Source organism: Ruegeria sp. AO1, from assembly GCF_056535985.1.
Genome location: NZ_JBQFJC010000001.1, coordinates 3,545,987 through 3,567,523, shown reverse-complemented (window position 1 = coordinate 3,567,523; position 21,537 = coordinate 3,545,987). Strand labels below are relative to the sequence as shown.

At 60.0% G+C, this 21,537-nt stretch carries 22 protein-coding genes; 14 read left to right on the top strand and 8 right to left on the bottom strand.

Features of this window, described 5'->3' with window-relative positions; all coding sequences use genetic code 11:
• Positions 1-50: 50 nt before the first annotated feature.
• Positions 51-629, top strand: coding sequence for a DUF1285 domain-containing protein (locus tag ACR3FB_RS17755; protein WP_480566395.1), 579 nt, complete (start codon positions 51-53; stop codon positions 627-629).
• On the opposite strand, the gene ACR3FB_RS17750 is transcribed toward ACR3FB_RS17755, so the two are convergent.
• Positions 626-1,525 carry a DMT family transporter gene (locus ACR3FB_RS17750; RefSeq protein ID WP_480566393.1) on the bottom strand — a complete coding sequence of 300 codons (900 nt, stop codon included), beginning with the start codon at positions 1,523-1,525 and terminating at the stop codon, positions 626-628. The genes ACR3FB_RS17755 and ACR3FB_RS17750 overlap by 4 nt on opposite strands.
• 217 nt (positions 1,526-1,742) lie before the next feature.
• Between ACR3FB_RS17750 and ACR3FB_RS17745 the strand changes: the two genes are divergently transcribed.
• Positions 1,743-2,522 (top strand): hydroxypyruvate isomerase family protein, encoded by a 780-nt coding sequence (locus tag ACR3FB_RS17745; protein WP_480566391.1) that lies wholly within the window; start codon positions 1,743-1,745, stop codon positions 2,520-2,522.
• Between the two features lie 49 nt (positions 2,523-2,571).
• Positions 2,572-2,802, top strand: a complete 231-nt coding sequence (locus tag ACR3FB_RS17740) for a DUF2798 domain-containing protein (RefSeq protein WP_170379529.1) — start codon at positions 2,572-2,574, stop codon at positions 2,800-2,802.
• A 43-nt stretch (positions 2,803-2,845) separates the two neighbouring features.
• On the opposite strand, the gene polA is transcribed toward ACR3FB_RS17740, so the two are convergent.
• The 3 genes from polA to ACR3FB_RS17725 all read right to left on the bottom strand — a co-directional run bounded on the left by polA (position 2,846) and on the right by ACR3FB_RS17725 (position 6,440).
• Positions 2,846-5,641, bottom strand: a complete 2,796-nt coding sequence (gene polA / locus ACR3FB_RS17735) for a DNA polymerase I (protein ID WP_480566389.1) — start codon at positions 5,639-5,641, stop codon at positions 2,846-2,848.
• 70 nt (positions 5,642-5,711) lie between these two features.
• Positions 5,712-6,182 (bottom strand): hypothetical protein, encoded by a 471-nt coding sequence (locus ACR3FB_RS17730; RefSeq protein WP_480566387.1) that lies wholly within the window; start codon positions 6,180-6,182, stop codon positions 5,712-5,714.
• A gap of 81 nt (positions 6,183-6,263) precedes the next feature.
• Entirely contained in the window at positions 6,264-6,440 is a 177-nt protein-coding gene (locus tag ACR3FB_RS17725) for a zinc-finger domain-containing protein (protein WP_170459503.1), read from the bottom strand.
• 87 nt (positions 6,441-6,527) lie between these two features.
• Between ACR3FB_RS17725 and ACR3FB_RS17720 the strand changes: the two genes are divergently transcribed.
• Positions 6,528-7,520 (top strand): ABC transporter ATP-binding protein, encoded by a 993-nt coding sequence (locus ACR3FB_RS17720; RefSeq protein ID WP_170379840.1) that lies wholly within the window; start codon positions 6,528-6,530, stop codon positions 7,518-7,520.
• Here ACR3FB_RS17720 and ACR3FB_RS17715 read toward each other — a convergent pair.
• Positions 7,517-7,981, bottom strand: a complete 465-nt coding sequence (locus ACR3FB_RS17715) for a DUF1203 domain-containing protein (RefSeq protein ID WP_480566385.1) — start codon at positions 7,979-7,981, stop codon at positions 7,517-7,519. The genes ACR3FB_RS17720 and ACR3FB_RS17715 overlap by 4 nt on opposite strands.
• A 111-nt stretch (positions 7,982-8,092) precedes the next feature.
• Between ACR3FB_RS17715 and ACR3FB_RS17710 the strand changes: the two genes are divergently transcribed.
• The 3 genes from ACR3FB_RS17710 (at position 8,093) to ACR3FB_RS17700 (ending at position 12,554) form a co-directional block, all read left to right on the top strand.
• On the top strand, positions 8,093-11,011 hold the full coding sequence (locus ACR3FB_RS17710; RefSeq protein ID WP_480566383.1) for an error-prone DNA polymerase: 2,919 nt from the start codon (positions 8,093-8,095) through the stop codon (positions 11,009-11,011).
• Between the two features lie 48 nt (positions 11,012-11,059).
• On the top strand, positions 11,060-11,473 hold the full coding sequence (locus tag ACR3FB_RS17705) for a group III truncated hemoglobin (protein ID WP_425084806.1): 414 nt from the start codon (positions 11,060-11,062) through the stop codon (positions 11,471-11,473).
• A gap of 142 nt (positions 11,474-11,615) precedes the next feature.
• A complete protein-coding gene (locus tag ACR3FB_RS17700; RefSeq protein WP_170555296.1) occupies positions 11,616-12,554 on the top strand; it encodes a DMT family transporter in 939 nt (312 codons plus the stop codon).
• Between the two features lie 54 nt (positions 12,555-12,608).
• Here the strand turns inward: ACR3FB_RS17700 and ACR3FB_RS17695 are convergent, their stop codons facing one another.
• Positions 12,609-13,721 (bottom strand): S-(hydroxymethyl)glutathione dehydrogenase/class III alcohol dehydrogenase, encoded by a 1,113-nt coding sequence (locus ACR3FB_RS17695; RefSeq protein WP_480541965.1) that lies wholly within the window; start codon positions 13,719-13,721, stop codon positions 12,609-12,611.
• Between the two features lie 130 nt (positions 13,722-13,851).
• Between ACR3FB_RS17695 and ACR3FB_RS17690 the strand changes: the two genes are divergently transcribed.
• A complete protein-coding gene (locus ACR3FB_RS17690) occupies positions 13,852-14,139 on the top strand; it encodes an I78 family peptidase inhibitor (protein ID WP_170459491.1) in 288 nt (95 codons plus the stop codon).
• Positions 14,140-14,200: 61 nt separating this feature from the next.
• Positions 14,201-15,853: a DUF6504 family protein gene (locus tag ACR3FB_RS17685; RefSeq protein ID WP_480541961.1), complete on the top strand. Its 1,653-nt coding sequence runs from the start codon at positions 14,201-14,203 to the stop codon at positions 15,851-15,853.
• Between the two features lie 16 nt (positions 15,854-15,869).
• On the opposite strand, the gene ACR3FB_RS17680 is transcribed toward ACR3FB_RS17685, so the two are convergent.
• Complete coding sequence (locus ACR3FB_RS17680) at positions 15,870-16,595, bottom strand: SDR family NAD(P)-dependent oxidoreductase (RefSeq protein WP_170493021.1); 726 nt, start codon at positions 16,593-16,595, stop codon at positions 15,870-15,872.
• A gap of 228 nt (positions 16,596-16,823) precedes the next feature.
• Here ACR3FB_RS17680 and ACR3FB_RS17675 point away from each other — a divergent pair, with 228 nt between their 5' ends.
• Genes ACR3FB_RS17675 through ACR3FB_RS17655 form a run of 5 tightly spaced genes read left to right on the top strand, consistent with a single transcriptional unit; the run spans position 16,824 to position 21,030 of the window.
• Positions 16,824-18,155, top strand: coding sequence for an NAD(P)/FAD-dependent oxidoreductase (locus ACR3FB_RS17675; RefSeq protein WP_480566381.1), 1,332 nt, complete (start codon positions 16,824-16,826; stop codon positions 18,153-18,155).
• Positions 18,109-18,654 carry a hypothetical protein gene (locus ACR3FB_RS17670; RefSeq protein ID WP_170379556.1) on the top strand — a complete coding sequence of 182 codons (546 nt, stop codon included), beginning with the start codon at positions 18,109-18,111 and terminating at the stop codon, positions 18,652-18,654. Before ACR3FB_RS17675 ends, ACR3FB_RS17670 begins: the two co-directional genes overlap by 47 nt.
• Positions 18,654-19,877, top strand: coding sequence for an MFS transporter (locus tag ACR3FB_RS17665; RefSeq protein ID WP_480566379.1), 1,224 nt, complete (start codon positions 18,654-18,656; stop codon positions 19,875-19,877). The genes ACR3FB_RS17670 and ACR3FB_RS17665 overlap by 1 nt, the downstream gene beginning before the upstream one ends.
• Positions 19,874-20,491, top strand: coding sequence for a DUF3833 domain-containing protein (locus ACR3FB_RS17660; RefSeq protein ID WP_480566377.1), 618 nt, complete (start codon positions 19,874-19,876; stop codon positions 20,489-20,491). The genes ACR3FB_RS17665 and ACR3FB_RS17660 overlap by 4 nt, the downstream gene beginning before the upstream one ends.
• A complete protein-coding gene (locus tag ACR3FB_RS17655; protein WP_170379562.1) occupies positions 20,488-21,030 on the top strand; it encodes a DUF3833 domain-containing protein in 543 nt (180 codons plus the stop codon). The genes ACR3FB_RS17660 and ACR3FB_RS17655 overlap by 4 nt, the downstream gene beginning before the upstream one ends.
• Here the strand turns inward: ACR3FB_RS17655 and ACR3FB_RS17650 are convergent.
• The gene (locus ACR3FB_RS17650) at positions 20,970-21,464 is read right to left on the bottom strand and encodes a hypothetical protein (protein ID WP_480566375.1); all 495 of its coding nucleotides are present in this window, start codon (positions 21,462-21,464) and stop codon (positions 20,970-20,972) included. The genes ACR3FB_RS17655 and ACR3FB_RS17650 overlap by 61 nt on opposite strands.
• Between the last annotated feature and the right edge of the window lie 73 nt (positions 21,465-21,537).

The following is a 21,537-nucleotide window of genomic DNA, read 5'->3' as shown; positions in this document are numbered from 1 at the left end:
TGGACTATTATAGATGAAGTCTATCGCGCTGAGAGGAAATGGCAAAAGCAATGAGCGGACAAAAACCTGTGAAACCTTCCCCTGACGGTCTTGCGGCCTCGATCAAAGCGACCAAAACCAAGGGTTTACCCCCCGTTCACCTCTGGAATCCCCCTTTTTGCGGTGATCTGGACATCCGGATCGCCAAAGATGGCACTTGGAGTTATTTAGGCTCGCCCATCACCCGTTTCGAGCTTGTGAAGCTTTTTTCCTCAATTCTTAAGCTGGAGAACGGGAAATACTATCTGGTGACTCCAGTCGAGAAGGTGGGAATCACCGTCGAGGATGCGCCGTTCATCGCGGTGGACGTCGATGCCTCGGGCGAGGGGGTGGCGCAGGCTCTGACTTTCACCACCAAGGTTGGCGATGTCTCGGTGGCTGGGCTGGATCATCCGATCCGCGTTGTCATGGACCCGCAGACCCAGGAACCCTCTCCATACATTCTGATCCGCGACGGCCTGGAGGCCCGGATTGACCGCAAAAGCTTCTATCGGTTGGTCGAGATGGGTGCGCATCATGAGGGCTGGTTCGGCGTTTGGTCTGAACAACGTTTCTTTCCGTTGATCAAATCAGAAGACCTGCCGGACTAAGCCGCCTTAACGACTTTCCGATCCTGCGCCAGCACGACGGCCACAGCAACGATCCCTGCGCCCAAAGCGCGGGTCCAGTTCCACTCTTCCCCCAGCACCAGCATGATCAGCATCACGTAGAACGGTGCGATGTTGATGTGGAACGAGGCCAAAGCAACGCCCAGTTTCCCGACGGATGCGACAAACAGAACCTGGCTGAGGCCCATAGACACCAGAGCATAGATCCCAAGCATTCCGACCTGTTGAACATCAATCTGCGCCGTTGGCATGACGTCCATACCCACTTGGCGTGCCCCAAAGAACAGAAACAAAGCGACGACCAAGCCGCCGAAGAACGTAATAGTGCTGCGCCCGGTTTGGCTCAGCTCGGGGAAGTCCCTCGCCGTTGCCATTGTCGCCCAGCAGAACAACCCGGTGGACACGATGGCGCAAATCGCGCCCAAACCCAATTGCGCGGGCGCCACTGCACTAGTCGCGATCAGACCGCCGATGATAGACACCACAACGCCCAGCGCAAAATTCCAACGTAACCGCCGTGTCCCGGTTGCCAGTTCGATCAGGGTGGCAAACAATGGCGCGCAGGAGGCAATGATGGCTACGGTCACCGGATCTGTCAGTTTTTGCGCCACGATGATAAGGAACATCCCGGCCCCGAGTGTCCCGCCAACAAGCAACGCATGCCCCCAACGGGCGCGTAATACCCGGCTTGGCCCGTCAATCAGAAACCACAAAGGCACCATGACCGCCACGGCAAGCGCCAGACGCGCCACGAACAGCGCGACTGGAGGCCAAGTCTGCAACAACACTTCGGCCGCAGGAAACCCCGCCGCCCAGGTCAGCATGGACGCCACAGCCAGACCGTTTCCAGACAAGGCCGAGCTGCGGCCAGTGGACATAGGAAGAGTGTTCCCGCGCACAGGATCAGGGCTCATCGCCATAGGATCGGACCTTCTGTTGGAACGGCGTAGAAAAATGATTCGCCGTGTTAGCCCAAACATCTCTGGACTTGGGCCTGCCTTCTTGTCGATTTTCGACAATCTGTCGTTTTCAATCCCTTTCCTCGAAAATCGGTGGAGACTAAGCTTGGGCGGATCACCGACCCAAAGGCCTCTCATGCCCAAATTCGCCGCCAATATCTCTCTGCTCTTTGCCGAACTCCCATATCTGGAGCGGTTCCCGGCTGCGGCCGAGGCGGGCTTCAAGGCCGTTGAAATTCTGTTCCCCTATGAGCTGGCCGCGAAAGAGACCCGCCGTGCCCTTCTGGCCAACGGGCTGGAGCTTGTGCTGATCAATGCACCTCCGCCAAACTACACCGGGGGTGAGCCGGGCTATGCCGCCGTTCCAGGCGGTGAAGCGCGGTTCCAATCCGATATCCGCCGCGTCTTGCGCTATGCCGAGGTGCTCAAACCCGGCCTGATCCACATCATGTCCGGCTATGCATCGGGGCCCGAGGCGCTGGATTGCTTTGTCCGCAACCTGCAATGGGCCGCCGACACAGCCCCCAATCAGGCCTTCACCATCGAGCCGCTAAACACCATGTCCCAGCCCGGCTATTTCCTCAACGACTACGATTTGGCCGCCGAGGTTTTGGATCACGTGGATCGCCCCAATCTGGGCCTGCAATATGACAGCTTTCACGCAGAGATGATCCACTCGGACCCGCTGGAGATTTGGGATCGTTTTCACAATCGCGTCATCCACGCCCAGATCGGCGCAGCGCCCCACAGGTCCGAACCGGGTAGCGGAGATCTGGATTTTCAGACCCTATTTAAAGCGATGGAGGTCTCTGGCTATGAAGGATGGGTCAGTGCGGAATATACTCCCTCAACAGCTTTGACGAGCTCATCCCTGGATTGGATGCATAAGGCAGTTCTTGCCAATGCAGATCTCTGATCCGCAAATAGCGCCGTCCGTCCTACCGTAGATACCAAGGAAACGCCTTATGATCCCTGCCCGCTATGCCCGCGCCGTGTTCAGCCTGATCATGTCCGGGTTGATGTCCTGCATCGTCACCGGGATCGCAACAGTCAAAGCCATCGGCTTTGGCCCGTCCACCCTCAGCGATTGGATGGCCTCATGGGCCTTTTGCTGGCCCATCGCCTTTACCGTAATCCTTCTGTTTGGCCCCAGCGTACAACGGTTCGTCAACCGTATGGTCAGGCCGCAGGACTGACCCGCTGCGAAGAGGGTCCGCCGGGCCTGATGAGCAGCGCCTCTTAATGCGCTTCGGCCCAGTTCGCCCCCTGGCCAGCATCCACAACCAGCTTCACGTCCAGCTTAACGGCAGGGTCCGAGGCCCCCTCCATCACGTCCCGCGCAACGCCGATCACCTCATCCACCGCATCCTCTGCGACTTCGAACAGCAATTCGTCGTGGACCTGCAGCAGCATTTTGGCCGGCAACCCATTGATCGCTTCTGGCATCCGCACCATCGCGCGCCGGATCACATCCGCCGCTGTCCCTTGAATAGGGGCATTGATCGCCGCCCGACGCGAGAACCCGGCATGAGGCCCCTTGGCGTTGATCTCAGGCGTATGGATCTTGCGTCCGAACAAGGTTTGCACATAGCCATTCTCTTTCGCGAAGGCGACCGTGTCGTCCATATAGGCTCTAATACCCGGGAAACGCTCAAAATACCGGTCGATAAACCCTTGCGCCTCGGCCCGCGGGATACGTAGGTTTCGCGCCAAACCAAAGCCCGAGATGCCATAGATCACACCAAAGTTGATCGCCTTGGCCTGACGGCGGATATCCGGCGTCATCTCATCCAACGGCACATCGAACATCTCGGACGCGGTCATCGCATGAATGTCCAACCCGTCGGCAAAGGCCTGTTTCAACGCCGGTATCTCAGCGATATGTGCCAAAATCCGCAACTCGATCTGGCTGTAGTCGAGGCTCACCATCACGTTGCCCGGCTCAGCGATGAACGCCTCACGAATGCGACGGCCTTCCTCGGTCCGGACGGGAATGTTCTGCAGGTTCGGATCGGTCGAGGCTAAGCGGCCCGTGTTCGCCCCAGTGATCGAATAAGACGTATGCACGCGGCCCGTGTCCGGGTTGATATGGGTCTGCAGCGCATCCGTGTAGGTCGATTTCAACTTCGAAAGCTGTCGCCAGTCCAGCACCCGACGCGGCAACTCATGCTCGGTCGCGAGGTCCTCAAGAATATCGGCCCCGGTCGAGTACTTCCCGGTTTTCCCCTTCTTTCCGCCTTCCAGGCCCATCTTGCCGAAAAGGATCTCACCCAACTGCGCGGGCGAACCGACATTGAAGTTCTCACCGGCCAATTCGTGAATTTCAGCTTCTAACCCGGCCATTTTCTGCGCGAAGGCGTTCGACATCCGGCTGAGGACATCGCGATCCACCTTAATACCGTGCATCTCCATTTCTTTGAGAACCGGCACCAGCGGGCGTTCGAGTGTTTCATACACCGTCGTCACCTGAACCTGATGCAACTGCGGCTTGAACAACTGCCACAGGCGCAGCGTGATATCCGCATCCTCAGCCGCGTAGGCCGTGGCCTCATCAATTGCGACCTTGTCGAAGGTGATCGCCGATTTGCCCGACCCCAGCAACGGTTTGATCGGGATCGGCGTGTGGCTCAGATAGCGCTCGGACAGAGTATCCATCCCATGCCCATGCTCACCACCATGCATGGCGTAGGACATCAGCATCGTGTCATCGATCGGAGCTATCTCGATGCCATAGCGCGCAAAGATCTTGGCATCGTATTTCATGTTCTGCCCGATCTTGAGGATCGAGGGGTCTTCAAACAGCGGTTTCAGCAGTGTTAGAGCCTTATCCAACGGCATCTGCCCCTCGGCCAGCGCATCCGAGCCGAACAGATCATCCGCCGATCCGTCGCGGTGGGTCAGCGGGATGTAACAGGCCTCACCGGCTTCGATACAAAGCGAAATGCCGACCAGATCGGCGATCATTTCGTTCAGCCCCGTGGTCTCGGTATCTACCGCAACCCAACCACGCTCATAGGCCTGATCAATCCACTTCTGCAAAGCGCTGGCGTCCCGCACGCATTCGTATTTCGACGCGTCGAACGGAAGGGCCTCGACCTCTTCCGCCTCGACCGGCGCGGGCGCATCGGCGATGACCGGGGCCTCAGCCCCTAGCTTGTCGGCAATCCGTTTGGTAAGGGTGCGGAACTCCATTTCCGCCAGAAAGCCCAGCAGGGTATCGGGATCAGGGTCCTGTACTTCGAGGTCGTCGAGGGTGAAATCCAGCGGCGTGTTCTCATCCAACTGCACCAGCTTCTTCGAGAGCTCGATCTGATCCCGCTTTTCGATCAGCGTCTGGCGGCGCTTGGGCTGTTTGATCTCTTCCGCACGATCCAGCAGTGTTTCCAGATCACCATATTCGTTGATCAAAAGGGCCGCCGTCTTGACGCCGATCCCAGGGGCCCCCGGCACGTTGTCAACGCTATCCCCAGCCAGAGCCTGCACATCGACCACGCGATCTGGGCCGACGCCGAACTTCTCGAAAACGCCATCTGTATCGATGCGTTTGTTCTTCATGGCGTCCAGCATTTCAACGCCGCCGCCGACCAACTGCATCAGGTCCTTGTCCGAGCTGACGATGGTCACGCGCCCACCAGCCTCGCGCGCCTGCACGGCAAGCGTGGCAATGATGTCGTCGGCCTCATAGCCCTCAAGCTCTTTGCAGGCGATGTTGAAAGCCTTCGTTGCCTCGCGGGTCAGCGGCATCTGCGGACGCAAATCCTCGGGCATTGCCTCGCGGTTGGCTTTGTAGAGATCATAGAGATCGTTGCGGAACGTGTGCGAGCCCTTGTCGAAGATCACGGCCACATGGGTCGGCGCGTCAGGCCCGGCGTTCCCCTCAACATATTTCTGCAGCATGTTGCAGAAGCCCGACACAGCACCAATCGGCAGCCCATCCGACTTGCGCGTCAGTGGAGGCAGCGCGTGGTAAGCCCGAAAAATAAAGGCCGATCCGTCGATCAGATGCAGGTGACATCCTTTTCCGAAATTGCTCATGCGCGTGCTCCCTGTCGGTCAGGGACGGTTCTGCCACAGGGCCGCGCGACTGACCAGTGAGGAACGTCAGTTAACCGCCAAAGAGGCCGCCAAAAACATCCGAGAAACTGTGAAGCAGCGCCATAATGACCAGCGCGCCTAGGAAAGCAAAAAACGCCATCGCGAAGAACTGAAACAGGATAGCGCCGACGCCAATGGTCACTCCGGCGATGGCAGGCCGCATCCGTTCATGGCGCAAAATGCCAATAACAGAGACGACAATGGCCAATCCGCCCAGCATGGCGACACCGATTTGCAGGAAATCATCCAGATCGCGGGTTTGGGCGACAGGTTCTGGCTGCTCGAGACCTGCAGCGGCGCGCAGGGTGGATTTCCCAAGCTCGGCCGCCAGCTCCCCCAGTGACACGCCGGTGGATTGCTGCGGTGCAAACGGCCCGGCCCAGAACACGAACAGCGCGGCGAACAAAGCCATCGCTGCAAGGCAAAATCCGATCCAGCCGAACACAGGGTTGGCTGTCTCAGTTGCAGTCATGTCGGTCATCACACTCACCTGCGTTGATCTCAGCGAGAGTTACCATGATAAACGCGGCGAGATTGGGGCGGCACCCGTTTGGGCGGGCAATCAGTTTTGCTCTGTGCCCTTCAGGACATATTTGCAATCGCAATAGGGGCATTCGACCCAACCGGTGTCTTCCGGAATCTGCAGCCACACCCGCGGGTGTCCCAACGCGCCTTCGCCGCCATCACAGGCAACACGAGAAGTTTCCACGATCTTCGTTTCCGGCGCTTCGATTGTCACGGCTGGCGATCCTTCACTGGTTGTCGGCCTCGCGGGCATGCATTAGGTGCGTTTATGAGCGATGAGCAAACCGGGGGCAAGAGCCACATGAGCGATGCGGCAATCAGGATCGAAGGGCTGCGCAAGACCTATCGCGGCGGCAAAGGCCAGCCCGAAAAACACGCGCTGAAGGGCGTTGACCTGACCGTTCCGCGCGGGTCGGTCTTTGGTTTGCTCGGTCCGAACGGGGCGGGGAAATCGACCCTGATCAACATCCTTGCGGGGTTGGTGGTGAAGTCTTCCGGCCATGTTTCGATCTGGGGATATGATCAGGACAAGAACCCACGCTCGTCCCGCGCTGCCATCGGTGTCATGCCGCAAGAACTGAACCTCGATCCCTTTTTCACCCCACGTGGTGCGTTGGAGGTTCAGGCTGGTCTCTATGGTGTGCCCAAGGCCGAACGCCGCAGTGATGAGATTCTGGAACTGGTGGGCCTGAGCGACAAGGCCGAGGCCTATGCCCGCACGCTGTCCGGCGGGATGCGGCGTCGGCTGTTGCTGGCCAAGGCGCTGGTGCATCACCCCAAGATCCTGGTGTTGGACGAGCCAACGGCAGGCGTGGATATCGAGCTTCGCCAGATGCTCTGGGCCAATGTGCGCAAGCTGAACGAGCAGGGTATGACCATTATCCTGACCACGCATTACCTGGAAGAAGCGCAAGAGATGTGCGACGAGATCGCCATCATCAATCACGGTGAAAAGATCACCCAGGACAGCACGGCCAACCTGCTGGGCCGAATGGACAGCCGAACGATGGTGATCGCCCCTGACAGCCCCGTTACCGATTTGCCCATGACGGATGGTGTCGAGGCCAACCTGCGCGACGATGGCAGCCTTGTGCTGCAGTACCGCAGCGCCCAGACCAGCGCCGAGCAGGTTCTGGAATCGGTGCGCGCCGCCAATATCCGCATCCGCGACGTCCGAACCGAAGAAGCAGACCTCGAGGATGTGTTCCTTGCGCTGACCTCATCGCGCGCGGATGACACCCCGGCCGAGGATCAGGATCAGCCGCGCCGGGGTATGCACCGGGTCAAGCTCTAGGCCCGGTCGATCCGCGCCTGATAGCAATTGTTCCGCGCTGATCGGACGTGGATGTAAGCGATGTCCGCTCTGTCAAAGATATCAGCAATTTTGGCTCCGATCTGGTCCGTCGGCGTGATGGCACCCGTGCCGTAGACGATCCGATCATCCTTACCATAGCCCTTGATCAGGTAGTCGGGGGAAGACTTCAGTATCTCCGGCAATGCATCTCCTTCGTAACGCTCGCATGGTTTGGCGCACAGGAAAATTGGGCCGGTTTCTGCATAAGGATGTGGCTCTAAAAAGGGTCTATGTGCCAAAGTCAGCATGTCCTGCCCCTCTGGGATGTTCTGCAAGCAATGGCGACAGGGATTACCTGCGCCGGTGGAAACAGCCCGCTCTGGCGTGGCGCCGTAGGCATCTGGCCCGCCCGCCTGCAGGGCGCGGACTTCGTCAGTGGGAAGTGCGGTGATCTTGAACATTTCGGGTCTCCTTTTTTCCCAAACCATGCCCTCCTGATCAGCCGCAAGCGACCCGGTTCCTGCGCAAAGGACTCGAAAAGGAACAAAACGTGAATATAATAGTGACTCGCCATGTATGCCGAGCTGTCGATCACGTCAAACTTCACCTTCCTCACCGGGGCCTCTCACCCCGAGGAGTATATGGAGCGTGCCGTGACCCTGGGCCTGCCCGCCATCGCGATTGCCGACGACAACTCGGTCGCCGGGATCGTTCGCGCCCATACCCAAGCGCGCGAGATCGCCCGTAAGGTGCGCGAACGGCTGGAGTGGGAGGCGCAGAACACGAGCCTAGGCCCGCCCTGCCCCGATCACATCCCCAAACCGCCGTCCTATCCGATCCACGCGGTCCCCCGCCTGATCCCGGCAGCGCGGCTGATCTTCACCGACGCGCCCACCGTCACCGCTCTGCCCCTGAACCGACAGGGCTGGGGAAACCTGTGCCGCATCCTGTCCAAAGGCCGCCTGCGTGCGGAAAAAGGCGATTGCATCCTGCACCTGTCTGACCTGCTGGAGTTTTCCGACGGCCTCCACCTGCTGCTCTGGCCACAAGCAGACCGGTCAACGGGCGGCGCGAGCGCGTGGCGGACACAGTCGCAACAGCTGACGCGCCGCTTTGGTGGGCGGATGCATCTGCTGATGCACCCTCGGTATGATGGCGCGGATGGTACATATTTCTCTTTGTTAGAGACTGAATCAAAGCAACTCGAGATCCCCACCCTCGCCAGTGCCGCGCCAATGATTCACCACGGCGCGCGCCGTAAACTGGCCGATGTGCTGACCGCCATCCGCCTGCGCCGCAAGGTGGATGAGTTGGGCCGCGACGCGCTGGCCAATGGCGAACAGCGGTTACGCTCCGAGGGGGAAATGCTGCGTATCTTCAAAGGTCACGAGGGGGCCGTCACCCGCGCCCATGACCTCAGCGAGCAGCTCACCTTCTCGCTGGATGAGCTGCGCTATGAATATCCCAGCGAAGGCAGTGAACAGGAAACCCCGACCCAACGCCTGCACCGCCTGGCGCATGAGGGGTTGAAATGGCGCTATCCGGCAGGCGCATCCGAGAAGGCCAAAAAGATGCTGGCCCATGAGCTGAGGCTGATCGGTAAGCTGAAATACGAACCCTATTTCCTGACCGTCCGGGATATCGTCCATTTCGCCCGCTCGCGCGATATCCTGTGTCAGGGGCGCGGCTCAGCGGCCAATTCGGTGGTCTGTTTCTGCCTCGGCATCACCGAGGTCAGCCCCGAGATGGGCACGATGGTCTTTGAGCGCTTCGTCTCCGAGGCCCGCGACGAGCCGCCCGATATCGACGTCGATTTCGAACACGAGCGCCGCGAGGAGGTGATCCAGCATATCTATGACCGCTATGGCCGCGAACGCGCGGGCCTCTGCGCCACGGTCGTTCACTATCGCGGCAAGCGTGCCATTCGTGAGGTCGGCCGCGCCATGGGTCTGACCGAGGACACGATCTCGGCCCTGTCCTCACAGCTCTGGGGCTTTTTCTCGACCAAAGGGCTTGAGGCGCATCGGATGCGCGAAATCGGTCTCGACCCTGAAGATCGACGGCTAAAACAGACTCTAATGTTGGCCTATGAGATCGACGGCTTCCCCCGCCATCTGTCACAACACGTGGGTGGCTTCATCATCACCGAGGGGCGGCTGGACGAACTTGTCCCCATCGAAAACGCCACGATGGAGGGGCGCACGGTCATCTGCTGGGACAAGGACGATATCGACTCCTTAGGCATATTGAAGGTCGATGTCCTCAGCCTCGGGATGCTCACCTGTATCCGCAAGGCGTTCGACCTGATCGGACAGCATCATCAGACCGGCTATACCCTCGCCACCCTGCCGCCCGAGGACCCCGAGGTCTATGATATGCTGTGCAAAGCAGACTCTATTGGGGTGTTTCAGGTGGAAAGCCGGGCGCAGATGAACTTCCTCCCCCGGATGCGGCCGCGTAATTTCTACGATCTGGTGATCGAGGTCGCCATCATCCGCCCCGGCCCGATTCAGGGCGACATGGTCCACCCCTACATCCGCCGCCGGAACGGAGAGGAGGAGGTCAGCTTCCCCTCGGATGCACTGGGTGATGTGTTGGGTAAAACACTGGGCGTGCCACTGTTTCAGGAACAGGCGATGCAGATCGCCATTGTCGGCGCGGGCTTCACCCCGGAGCAGGCGGACCGGCTGCGGCGGTCTCTGGCGACCTTCAAAAAGCATGGCAATGTCAGCGAGTTCCGCGCGCTGTTCCTGCGCGGGATGAAGCGCAACGGGTACGAACAGGATTTCGCGGAACGCTGTTTTTCACAGATCGAAGGGTTCGGGTCTTACGGCTTCCCCGAAAGCCACGCGGCCAGCTTTGCGCTGCTGGTCTATGCCTCGGCCTGGATCAAATGCCACCATCCGGGGATTTTCGCCTGCGCGCTGCTGAACTCGCAACCGATGGGGTTCTATGCACCCGCCCAGATCGTGCGCGATGCCCGTGAACACGGGGTTCACGTGCGGCCAGTCTGCATCAATGCGAGTTTCTGGGACAATGTGATGGAGCCCGACGGCCATGGCGGGCTGGCCCTGCGACTGGGGTTCCGCCAGATCAAGGGCCTCAGCGAGGAGGATGCCAGCTGGCTGACCGCCGCACGGGGCAACGGTTACACCCAAGTGGATGACGTCTGGCGTCGCGCAGGATTGGGGCCGTCGGTGATCGAACGTCTGGCCGAGGCTGATGCCTTCGCCGCCTGCGACCTGACCCGGCGCGAGGCTCTGTGGCAGGCCAAGGCGATTGCGACCGCGAAGCCTCTGCCGCTGTTTTCACAGGATCTGGAAGGCGAGACGTTGGATGAACCCGAAGCCTACCTGCCGCAGATGACATTGGGCGAACAGGTGGTTGAGGATTACGTTGCCACACGCCTCAGCCTGAAGGCGCATCCGGTGGCCCTGATCCGGCATCTGCTGACTCCCGAGCCGCGCGACAAAACCACACCTGTTGCCTGACCTAAGCCCCGGATATCTACCAGTCTAGAGTCGAAATCTGAGACCATTATGACCAGACCCACCTTGCCCCCGCGCTTTCCCGCAACACCGGACCAGATCAACGCGCAGGTCCACGCTTTCTATGCCCGCGTGCGCGAGGATGCCGTTCTGGGGCCGGTGTTCAACAAGCACGTCCATGACTGGCCCGCGCATGAGGACAAGATCGCCGCCTTCTGGCGCAACGCCATCCTTTTTGAGCGCAGCTACAACGGCAATCCGCAGCGCGTCCACAGCGAAAGACCCGACGTGCAGCCCGAGATGTTCGCCCGTTGGCTGGACCTGTTCGAAGAGGTCGCCACCCAAACCCTACCCGCTGAGATCGCCACCCCTTGGGTTGCGCTGGCCCGACGGATCGGTGTGGGGATGAAGGCGGGCGTGCAATCCGCCCGACAGCCCAAGGACGCGCCGCCGATCCTGCGTTGATCTCACAACATGGCGGCTTTGCCGTGTTAGCGGTAAAATAGGGGCTATGCGGTCCGGGAAAATGCGTCTACTCAGGGAAAAGACAGCCCATTTGGCTGCGCCGGCTTAAAGCCACCACACCGACATCACCTGAGGCCAGATCATGAGCACTCAAAACACCACCCTCCGGGGACTTGGTTTCGCGTTTTTGGGATTCGCGGTTTTTGCCAGCCATGACGCGCTGATCAAAGTGCTGGGCGGGACCTACTCGGTGATGCAGATCATCTTCTTCGCCACGTTGTTTTCCTTTGTGCCCATGGCAGTGACAATCCTGACAGACCGCACGACCGGGAATTTCCTGCCACACCACCCATGGCTGGTCTTGCTCCGGTCGGCGCTGATGGTCACATCCATGGTCTGCGCTTTCTATGCCTTTTCGGTCCTGCCTCTGGCCGAGGTCTATTCGCTGCTGTTTGCCTTCCCCTTGTTCGTCACAGTGCTATCGATTCCGATTCTAGGAGAGGTCGTGCGCGTCCAACGTTGGGCAGCGGTCGGCGTCGGGTTGATCGGTGTTCTGATCGTTCTTCGCCCCGGCGCGACGGATATCACACTCGGCCATATGGCCGCCCTGACAGCCGCGTTTTGCAGCGCGTTAGGCTCTGTTCTGGTGCGCAAGATCGGGAATGAGGAACGCTCGGCCGTTCTGATCCTTTACCCGATGCTGCTGGCGATCGTGGTCATGAGCTTGATGCAACCGGCAGTCTATCAACCGCCATCGCTGCTGCATCTGGCGATGATGGCGCTGGTCGGCGTGTTCTCGGTCATCGCGCAACATCTGATCATTCTGGCCTATCGCGCGGCCCCGGCGGGCGTCGTGGCCCCCAGCCAGTACAGCCAGATCATCTGGGCCACTTTGTTCGGCATGATCTTCTTTGGCGAACGACCCGACGGCTGGGTCGCGGTCGGCGCAAGCGTCATCATCGCCTCGGGCATCTTCGTCGTCTGGCGCGAAAGCCGGTCGAACACCACCTCGGCCAACACGCCGGTGCTGCGCGTGCGATCACCAAGGTCAGATACGGGCGCATCGCGACCCGGCGAATGAAAAACGGCGCGCCATACAGCGCGCCGCTTAGGCAAATTCAACTGGTTTAGAGCCTTAGTAGACCACCACCGAGCGGATGCTCTCGCCTTTATGCATCAGGTCGAAACCGTGGTTGATGTCGTCCAGACCCATGGTGTGGGTGATCATCGGGTCGATCTCGATCTTCCCTTCCATGTACCAGTCGACGATCTTGGGTACATCGGTCCGGCCCCGCGCGCCGCCAAAGGCGGTGCCGCGCCAGGAACGGCCCGTGACTAGCTGGAACGGACGGGTCGAGATCTCGGCCCCCGCAGGTGCCACGCCGATGATGATCGACTCACCCCAGCCCTTGTGGGCCGATTCCAGCGCGTCGCGCATCACGCCGACATTGCCGGTGGCGTCGAACGTATAGTCTGCTCCGCCTTTGGTCAGGTTGACCAAATAGGGAACCAAATCGCCTTCGACCTCTTTCGGGTTAACGAAATCCGTCATGCCGAACTTGGTGGCCATTTCGACCTTTGATGGGTTCAGGTCGACACCGACGATCTGATCGGCCCCGGCCAGACGTAGGCCCTGGATCACGTTCAGGCCGATACCACCCAGACCGAACACGATGGCACGGCTACCGATTTCCACTTTGGCGGTGTTGATCACAGCGCCGATGCCGGTGGTAACGCCACAGCCGATGTAGCAGATCTTATCGAAGGGTGCGTCCTCACGCACTTTGGCCAACGCGATCTCAGGCAGGACAGTGTGGTTGGCGAAGGTCGAGCAGCCCATGTAGTGCAGGATCGGATCGCCATCCAAGGTCGAGAAGCGCGAGGTGCCATCGGGCATCAGGCCCTTGCCTTGAGTCTCACGGATTGCCTGACACAGGTTGGTCTTTGGATGCAGGCAGTATTCACACTCCCGACATTCGGGTGTGTAGAGCGGGATCACATGGTCGCCCGGCTTCAGGCTGGTGACGCCCGGGCCGACCTCGACCACGACGCCTGCGCCTTCATGGCCCAGAATGGCCGGGAAAAGGCCTTCGGGATCCGCGCCGGACAGGGTGAATTCATCGGTATGGCAGATGCCGGTGGCCTTGATTTCGACCAAAACCTCGCCCGCCTTGGGGCCTTCGAGGTTCACCTCCATCACTTCCAAAGGTTTGCCAGCCTGAACGGCGACGGCTGCACGGGTGCGCATGGTGCTTGTCTCCCAGTCTTGTTTGACCCGACCCTGCGTCAAATGCAGGGTGTTTTCAACTGCACTTTCATGGCAGATTGGCTAAACATTTGATATTGCAGAAACGACATTGTCATACTGGGGAACGCCAATGCACCGATTTATCCCGATCCTGATCCTTCTGGCCGCCTGCGCCGAAACCTCGACCTTGGACGGAGCAGACCTTGCGCCCGAGGCCTCGCCTGTGGATCTGGCCTTCTGCAAAGGCGATCCGTTTGCGGATTCCATCGGCCAGCCGGTTTCGACCATTCAGGCCAGCCTGCCCGAGCGCGCGCGGGTGTTGGGACCCAATGACATTGCGACTCAGGATTACCGTATTGACCGGCTGAATGTCTTCGTGAACGGTGCGGGCATCATTCAGCGCCTGACCTGCGGGTAAGCGTGGACTCCGGCGCTGATTCTCGGATAAGAACAAAATGGGAACATTTTGATGTCTGCCGATGCCAAAACGCCGAATACTTTCACTCTGGTTTCCCCGTCTGGGGGCTGAACGGCTGATCCGCGCCGCGCGGGGGCTGCATGTCGGACCTTTGGCCGTGGTGGCCGAACAGTCGAACATGCAGGTGATCACCTCACTGAACGCGGAAGCTCAGGCCGCCGGGCTACAGGTGGGTCAGCCGGTGCGCGATGCCCATGCCATGTGTGCGTCCCTGATCACGCGGCACCGCAACGCCCCGGCCGAGGCCGCGTTCCTGACCGCGTTGCGCCGCTGGGCAGGCAAGTTCAGCCCTTGGGTCGCTGAAGAGGCTCCGGACGGGCTGATCGTTGACCTCTCGGGCTGCGCGCATCTGTTTGGTGGGGAAGAGGCGTTGCTGCGCGTACTTGAGGTCGACTGCGCCGATATGGGCCTGAGCGTACAGATGGGCATTGCCGACACGTTGGGCGCGGCCTGGGCGCTGGCGCGCTATGCCGGGCAAGAGGCCATCTCCGACCGCAACGGTGACGCCATCAGCCAAGAGGCCCGCGCCACCCGTGCCCGGGCCAGCCAGCGACGACACTGGACCAAGGGCGGGGCCGCACCGCAAGTGGTGGCCTTGGGCGGCGGGGCGCGGATCGCAGCCCCGGGGCAGTCTTATGGGGCGCTCAGCCCGCTGCCCATCGCGGCGCTGCGGCTGGAGGATCAGGTGGTCGCGCAGTTGAACCGTCTGGGCCTGCGGAGGATCGGGGATCTGCTGGGGCAACCGCGCGCCTCCCTTGCCCGCAGGTTCGGGCGGGGGCTGGTTTTGCGGCTGGATCAGGCGATGGGTAGCGCGCCCGAGCCAGTCTCTCCGGCCCGCCCGCCACATCACTTCGCGGTGCGGATGACTCTGCCCAACCCGATTGGTCTGGTCGAGGATGTGATGGCCGCCATCGACCGGGTTCTGCCGACGCTGTGTGCCAAGCTGGAAGAAAAGGGGCGCGGCGTCCGCACCCTGCGGCTTGAGGCTCATCGTGCCGATCAGGCGGCCGAGGTCATCGAAGTTGGGCTGGCCCGGCCAACTCATGACAAACACCGCATTCGCCCTTTGTTAGAGATGAAAGTTGACAAGATCGACGCGGGCTATGGCATTGACATGCTGCGGCTTGAGGCGGTGCAGACGGAACCCATCCACGCCCGCACCATTGCCGGTCATGCCGAGGCCCGCCGTGTGGCCCGCAACCGGCTGGAGGGCAACACCGCCGTCGAAGACCTTATGGCCAAGTTGGGCGCACGGGTGGGACTGGAGGTCATCACTCGGCGTCACCCTGCGGCATCGCATATCCCCGAGAAAACCGCGCAAGTGCTAGCAGCGGCATGGTCCGAACCGGCGCGAGACTGGCCTGCGCCGCCACGCCCGCGCCCCCTGCAGATGTGGCAGCCCGAGCCGGTGATGGCCCCAGAAACCCCGGATGTGCCCTCCGCCTTTCGCTGGCGCGGGCGTGATTGGCAATTGGCACAGGCCACTGGCCCCGAACGGATCGCGCCGGAATGGTGGCTGGACGACCCTAACTGGCGCAGCGGCGTGCGCGATTACTGGGTTGTGGTGACCGAACAGGGGGAGAGGCTCTGGCTGTTTTATGGCCACGGCGGCACCATGTCCGCAGGCTGGTTCTGCCAGGGGCAATTTGGCTAGAAGCCCAAATTAGGGTCTATTTTCCGCGATAAATCAGGATGTCGGGCAGATAGTCCAGCAACCGGATCACCCAGGAAAACGGGGCCGGAAAATCGGTGCGGAACCGGCGGCGCGACATCGCTTTGATCACACGCTCTGCCGCGTCTTCAGCCGACATCAGCATGGGCATTTTGAAATTGTTCTTCTCAGTCAGGCGGGTTTTGATAAAGCCGGGATTGACGATCCGAACCGTCACGCCCGTACCCGCCAGATCAAACCGCATGGTCTCGGCCAGCGAGACCAGCGCCGCCTTGCTAGCTGCATAGCCCACCGCCGCAGGCAAACCGCGATAGCCCGACAAAGAGCCGATCAGAGTGATATCCCCGCGTCCGGCGCTCACGAAGCCCGGCACGGTTTCACCCAACACCCGAAGGGCACCGGTGTAGTTCACGTCGGTCATCGACAAGACCGCCTCGGTATCCCAATCACCGGTGCGCATAGGCTCATAGGCTCCGGCGTTGTAGACAAGACCATCGACCTCTCCGACTTCAGCCACGGCACGGCGCACGGCCTCAAGGTCGGTCACGTCAAAAGGCACCGCACGCGCATTGGGAAGGGTTGCGCAGATCTCGGCCAGCCGATCCGCATTGCGCGCCGACAGGACAAGATGCGCGCCGCGCTCGCTTAGCCCTTGGGCCAAAGCGCGCCCGAGCCCTTCGCTCGCGCCTACAATCCAATACGTCTTTCCTTCGAAACCGGTCATGCCTGCCCCAACGTGGAACCATGAAACAACGCCCCATGCGCGGTTACGGTTCTGCTTCAGCTATCATGTATATTTTACGACCAAGCCAACCGGTCGGATCATCCCCAGCTGAGTGAATTTTGCCACGAAGTCACAATATAGTGCGTTGGGAAATATAATCTAACCTGATTGATCCGCGTCAGAACCTGCTACGTATCCATAGATAAATGTCGCACTTAAGGGGATCACATGTTCGACGAAACGCGAGGCGAGCGCAAGAAAATCGCAGTCATAGGTGCAGGCATTTCAGGACTTTCCGCAGCTTACTACCTTTCAGAACAGCACGATATTACCGTTTATGAGGCCGAACCGCGCCTTGGCGGGCACGCCCGAACCATGATGGCGGGCAAAAACGGAGATCAACCGGTCGATACCGGCTTTATCGTCTTCAACTACGCGACCTACCCCCACCTGACCAAGCTGTTTGATGAGCTGAACGTCCCCGTTGAGAAAAGCGAGATGAGCTTCGGCGCGACCATCGATAATGGCCGCATTGAATACGGGTTGAACACGCTGCGCACTCTGACAGCCCAGAAACGCAACCTATTGCGACCGTCTTATTACAAGATGATCTCGGACATCCTGCGCTTTAGTAAAGAAGCCCCGGATGCGGCGAAGGATGATGACACAACCATTGGAGAACTGGTGGACCAGATGCGTCTGGGTCATTGGTTCCGCCACAACTACCTCATGCCGATGTGTGGCGCGATCTGGTCCACGCCGGTTGAGTTTGTGGATCAATTCCCGGCCCGCTCGCTGGTGCAGTTCTTCCGTAACCATGCTCTGCTGGCCAGCGGCCGCGCCAACCAGCATCAGTGGTACACCGTCAAAGGCGGCAGCATTGAATATGTGCGCCGAATTGATGCCGCGCTGCGGTCGCGTGGATGCGACATCCGTCTGGCGGCTCCGGTAGATCACGTACAGCGTCATGAGACCGGCGTCACGGTCACCAGCCAGGGCCACGCCGATCAGTTTGATGAGATCATCCTTGCGACCCACTCGGACCAGTCGCTGGCCATTCTGGGCGACAACGCCACGGCGGATGAGGCCGCGGCCCTTGGCGCGATCCGCTATCAACCCAATCACGCGATCCTGCATTGTGATGAAAGCCAGATGCCAAAGCGGCGCGCCTGCTGGTCCAGCTGGACCTATCGCTCACAAGCCGGGGATGTCGGCGTGACCTATTGGATGAACCGGTTGCAGAACATCCCGGACAGCGATCCGCTTTTTGTATCGTTGAACGCGTTTTCGCAAATTGCCGAGGACAAGATTTATGACCAAGTCGAGTTCGCCCACCCGGTTTTCGACAAAGCCGCGCTGAAAGCGCAGGGGCAAATTCGCGACATGCAGGGACAAAATCACACCTGGTACGCCGGAGCTTATAACCGGCACGGGTTCCACGAAGACGGGATCGCCAGCGCGATGCATGTCGTCGACCGCTTGCGCGGCGCCCCGAACATTACCGGAGCTGACAATGGCATTCTTGAAAAAGATCCGGCCATCCATGTGGCCGCCGAATAAATCCACTTTGCGCGCAGCGCTGCTGTCGATCGCCTTACTGTCGAGTGGTGGGGCAGTGGCGTCGCCTCTGTCCAGCGAACTGAGTGATCCCAAGCTTTTAGGCAGCTCGACATTTAGGTTCTTGGGCCTGCCTGTCTATGACGCCAAGCTATTCACGCCTGCTGGAGCGGCATTCAATTGGACCGAGGATTTCGGGTTGCAACTGACTTATCGAAAAAACCTCGCACAAAAGGCTCTTGTAGAGTCGACGCTGGATGAGATGGCAAGGCAAGGCAATCCCGCGCCGACAAAGGCCCAGCTAGAGACCTGTTTTCAAGCAGTCAGCAAAGGTGACAGCTATCTGGCCATATCCGAAGGACCTAACAAAGTTGGGTTTTGGCGCAATGGTGCACAAACCTGCACACTAACCAACACAGGCATCAAGAAATCATTCATGTCGATTTTTCTTGGCGACAACACTCGGTCCGCCAGTTTTACACGGCAGTTGAAGGGACAGTGATGCTGTATCCCCGGGTCAGCCTTTATGCGCTGATGCTCGCTGCGGCGGGTATCCCGCTCTATATTCACCTGCCGCGCTTTGCGGCGGTGAATTTGGGCATTGGCCTTGGGGTGATCGGAACCGTGCTGCTGGTGATCCGGCTGGTCGATCTGGTGCAAGACCCGCTGATCGGCTGGGCCATCGACCGCTGGCCCGGCGCGCAGCTGCTGTTTGCAGCTCTGGCGGCGCTGGGGCTGGCGGTCGGGTTTCCGCTGCTGTTCGGCCTGCCGGACGGGGCCAGCGTTGGCGCGCTGGTCGCCATCCTCGTGCTTCTGTTTTCGGCCTACAGCCTGGGCACAATCCTGCTTTACGGGCGCAGCGCAACTCTGGCCAAACAGGCCGATCCGCAAGAGCTGATGCGCCTCGCCGCCTTCCGCGAAGGCGGGCAACTGACCGGAGTTGTGCTGGCTGCCAGTGCCCCGGCCCTGTTCGTTGCCCTCGGCGCGCAGGGACAGGGCTATCCCGCCTTTGGCCTGTTTCTGGGCGCGCTGGCGTTGCTAACCCTGATCGTCACCATACCAATGTGGCGACGCACACCCATCACGGGCGAGGGTATCTCGTTCACCGCGCTTGGACAATCTGGCGCCCTCCGCCTGTTGGTTCTAGCGCTGGTCAACAGCCTGCCGGTCGCCCTTACAGCCACGCTGTTTCTGTTCTTCGTCGAGGACAAATTGCAGCTTTCCGGTATGGCCGGCCCATTGCTGATCCTGTTCTTCCTCAGCGCTGGGGCCAGCGTGCCGCTCTGGGCGCGGCTCAGCAACCGGATTGGCCCGAAACAGACCCTGATGATCGCAATGCCGCTTGGCATCGCCTCCTTCATCGGCGCGGCCACCCTCTCGGCCGGAGAGCTGACTGCCTTTGCCATAATCTGCCTGGCCTCAGGCGCAGCGGCAGGGGCGGATATCGTGATCCTGCCCGCCATGTTTTCAGTGGTGCTGACACGCGCGGGGCTGAATGCCTCCGCCGCGTTTGGCATCTGGTCTTTCGCTGGCAAGCTGGGCCTCGCGCTCGCTGCCTTTTTCACCCTGCCCCTGCTGGAACGCAGCGGCTTTTCACCCGGTCAAGCCAACTCGGCACAGGCTCTAAACACACTCACATTCGCCTATGCCCTGCTGCCCTGCATCCTGAAGCTGGGCGCATTCGGGATGGTCTTGACCCTGCCTACGGAGGTCCCAGCCAAATGAATACGCTTGTTGTGATTTTGCTCGCCATCCTCGTTATCGTGGCGGTCAAAAGACGGTTCCTGAGCTTTCGCTCACAATCCCCGGCTGACTATTCGGGAACGGGACCAGAGTTTTCCCTGACCAAACACCTAAATGGAGATATCCTTTCCGAGGGGCTGATCTATGGCCCGAACGGCAAGATGTCGAACAGCTTTGTTGCCCGCATGGTCGGTGAATGGGACGGCAACACCGGCACTCTGGCCGAATGGTTCACCTATTCCAACGGTAAACAGATGACCCGAAAGTGGTATCTGACGCTGGGCACCGGCAACACGTTCACGGCTAAAGCAGACGATATCGTCGGTGAGGGCAAAGGCGTGATCTCGGGCTCGACCGTCAAGCTGTCCTACCGGATCATCCTGCCCGAAGACGCCGGAGGGCACACGCTGGACGTGACCGACTGGATGTACCTGACCGAAAACGGGGCGATCATGAACCGCTCAGAGATGCGCAAATTCGGCCTCAAGGTGGCGGAACTGGTGGCAACCATGCGACCCGCGCCCGAGGTGCAGACCGCGCATTTACCCGGAGCAAACGGGTATGATGCGGACGCTGAAAACAGGCCGCTACAATGACCCGGCTTCGTTTTCTGATCTCACTGGTCGCAATCACCAGCCTGACGCTGCTCGCGGCCTGCTCGGCTAAACCGCGGGTGCCCAAAAGCTTTCTGTCCGACCGGCAGCTGAACCTCGAAGAGTTCTTCGAAGGCAAAACCGTGGCTTATGGTCAGTTCCAGGACATTCTGGGCAACGTGCCGCGCCGTTTCACGGTTGAGATTGACGGCACATGGGACGGAGAAACCCTGACCTTGGTCGAGGATTTCGTCTACGATGACGGCGCAACCGAACAACGCGTCTGGACCCTGACTAAAACCGGCGAAGACACCTGGACCGGCACTGCTCCGGGTGTTCTTGGTGTGGCCGAGGGGATCGAGCGCGGCGATACCTTCAACTGGAAATACAAGATCGACCTGCCGATCAAAGAGGGCACCATGCGTGTAAACTTCGACGATTGGATGTGGCTTCTGGAAGATGACCGCCTGCTGAACCGCGCCTATGTTTCGCGTTTTGGCGTCCGTATAGGCGAGGTTATCCTGTTCTTCGAGAAACTGTGACGGCCCGACGGGGCCTCGGCGCGCTGATCCGGCTGCTCCACCCTGTCGCGTTCATAGAAGATAAACTCATCAACCCAACCGAACATCTTGTTCGCCTCAGGCGCGCGTGGTTCAGGGGGCGGCGGCGCGGCCTTGGCCTTCACCTGCGCCCGCGCGACCTCGGCCCACAGGAAAAATACCCCGTGCCGGGTGCCGTTAAGATGCTCGGGTATTTTGACCCACACCACCTGTGAGGATTTTCCGGATTTCTGCTCGATTTTTGCCCCCGGGTTTCTAACGCCCTTTAGCCAAACGATAGCAAGTGTTGCTGAATCCGCCAATTTTTTCGAAGCGCGCAGGCGGAAATCCACTCGAAAGTCGCCAAATAACACGTTTGAATATAAGTGCAATTTGCGCAAGCAACCAAAGGTGGTGCCGCAAACGGGCACCGCCACCTCAAGCGTTTACCATTTTGGTGGAGTTGAAACCGATCCTCAGAAACCTGGCATCGACGCTCAAGTGTTTCGG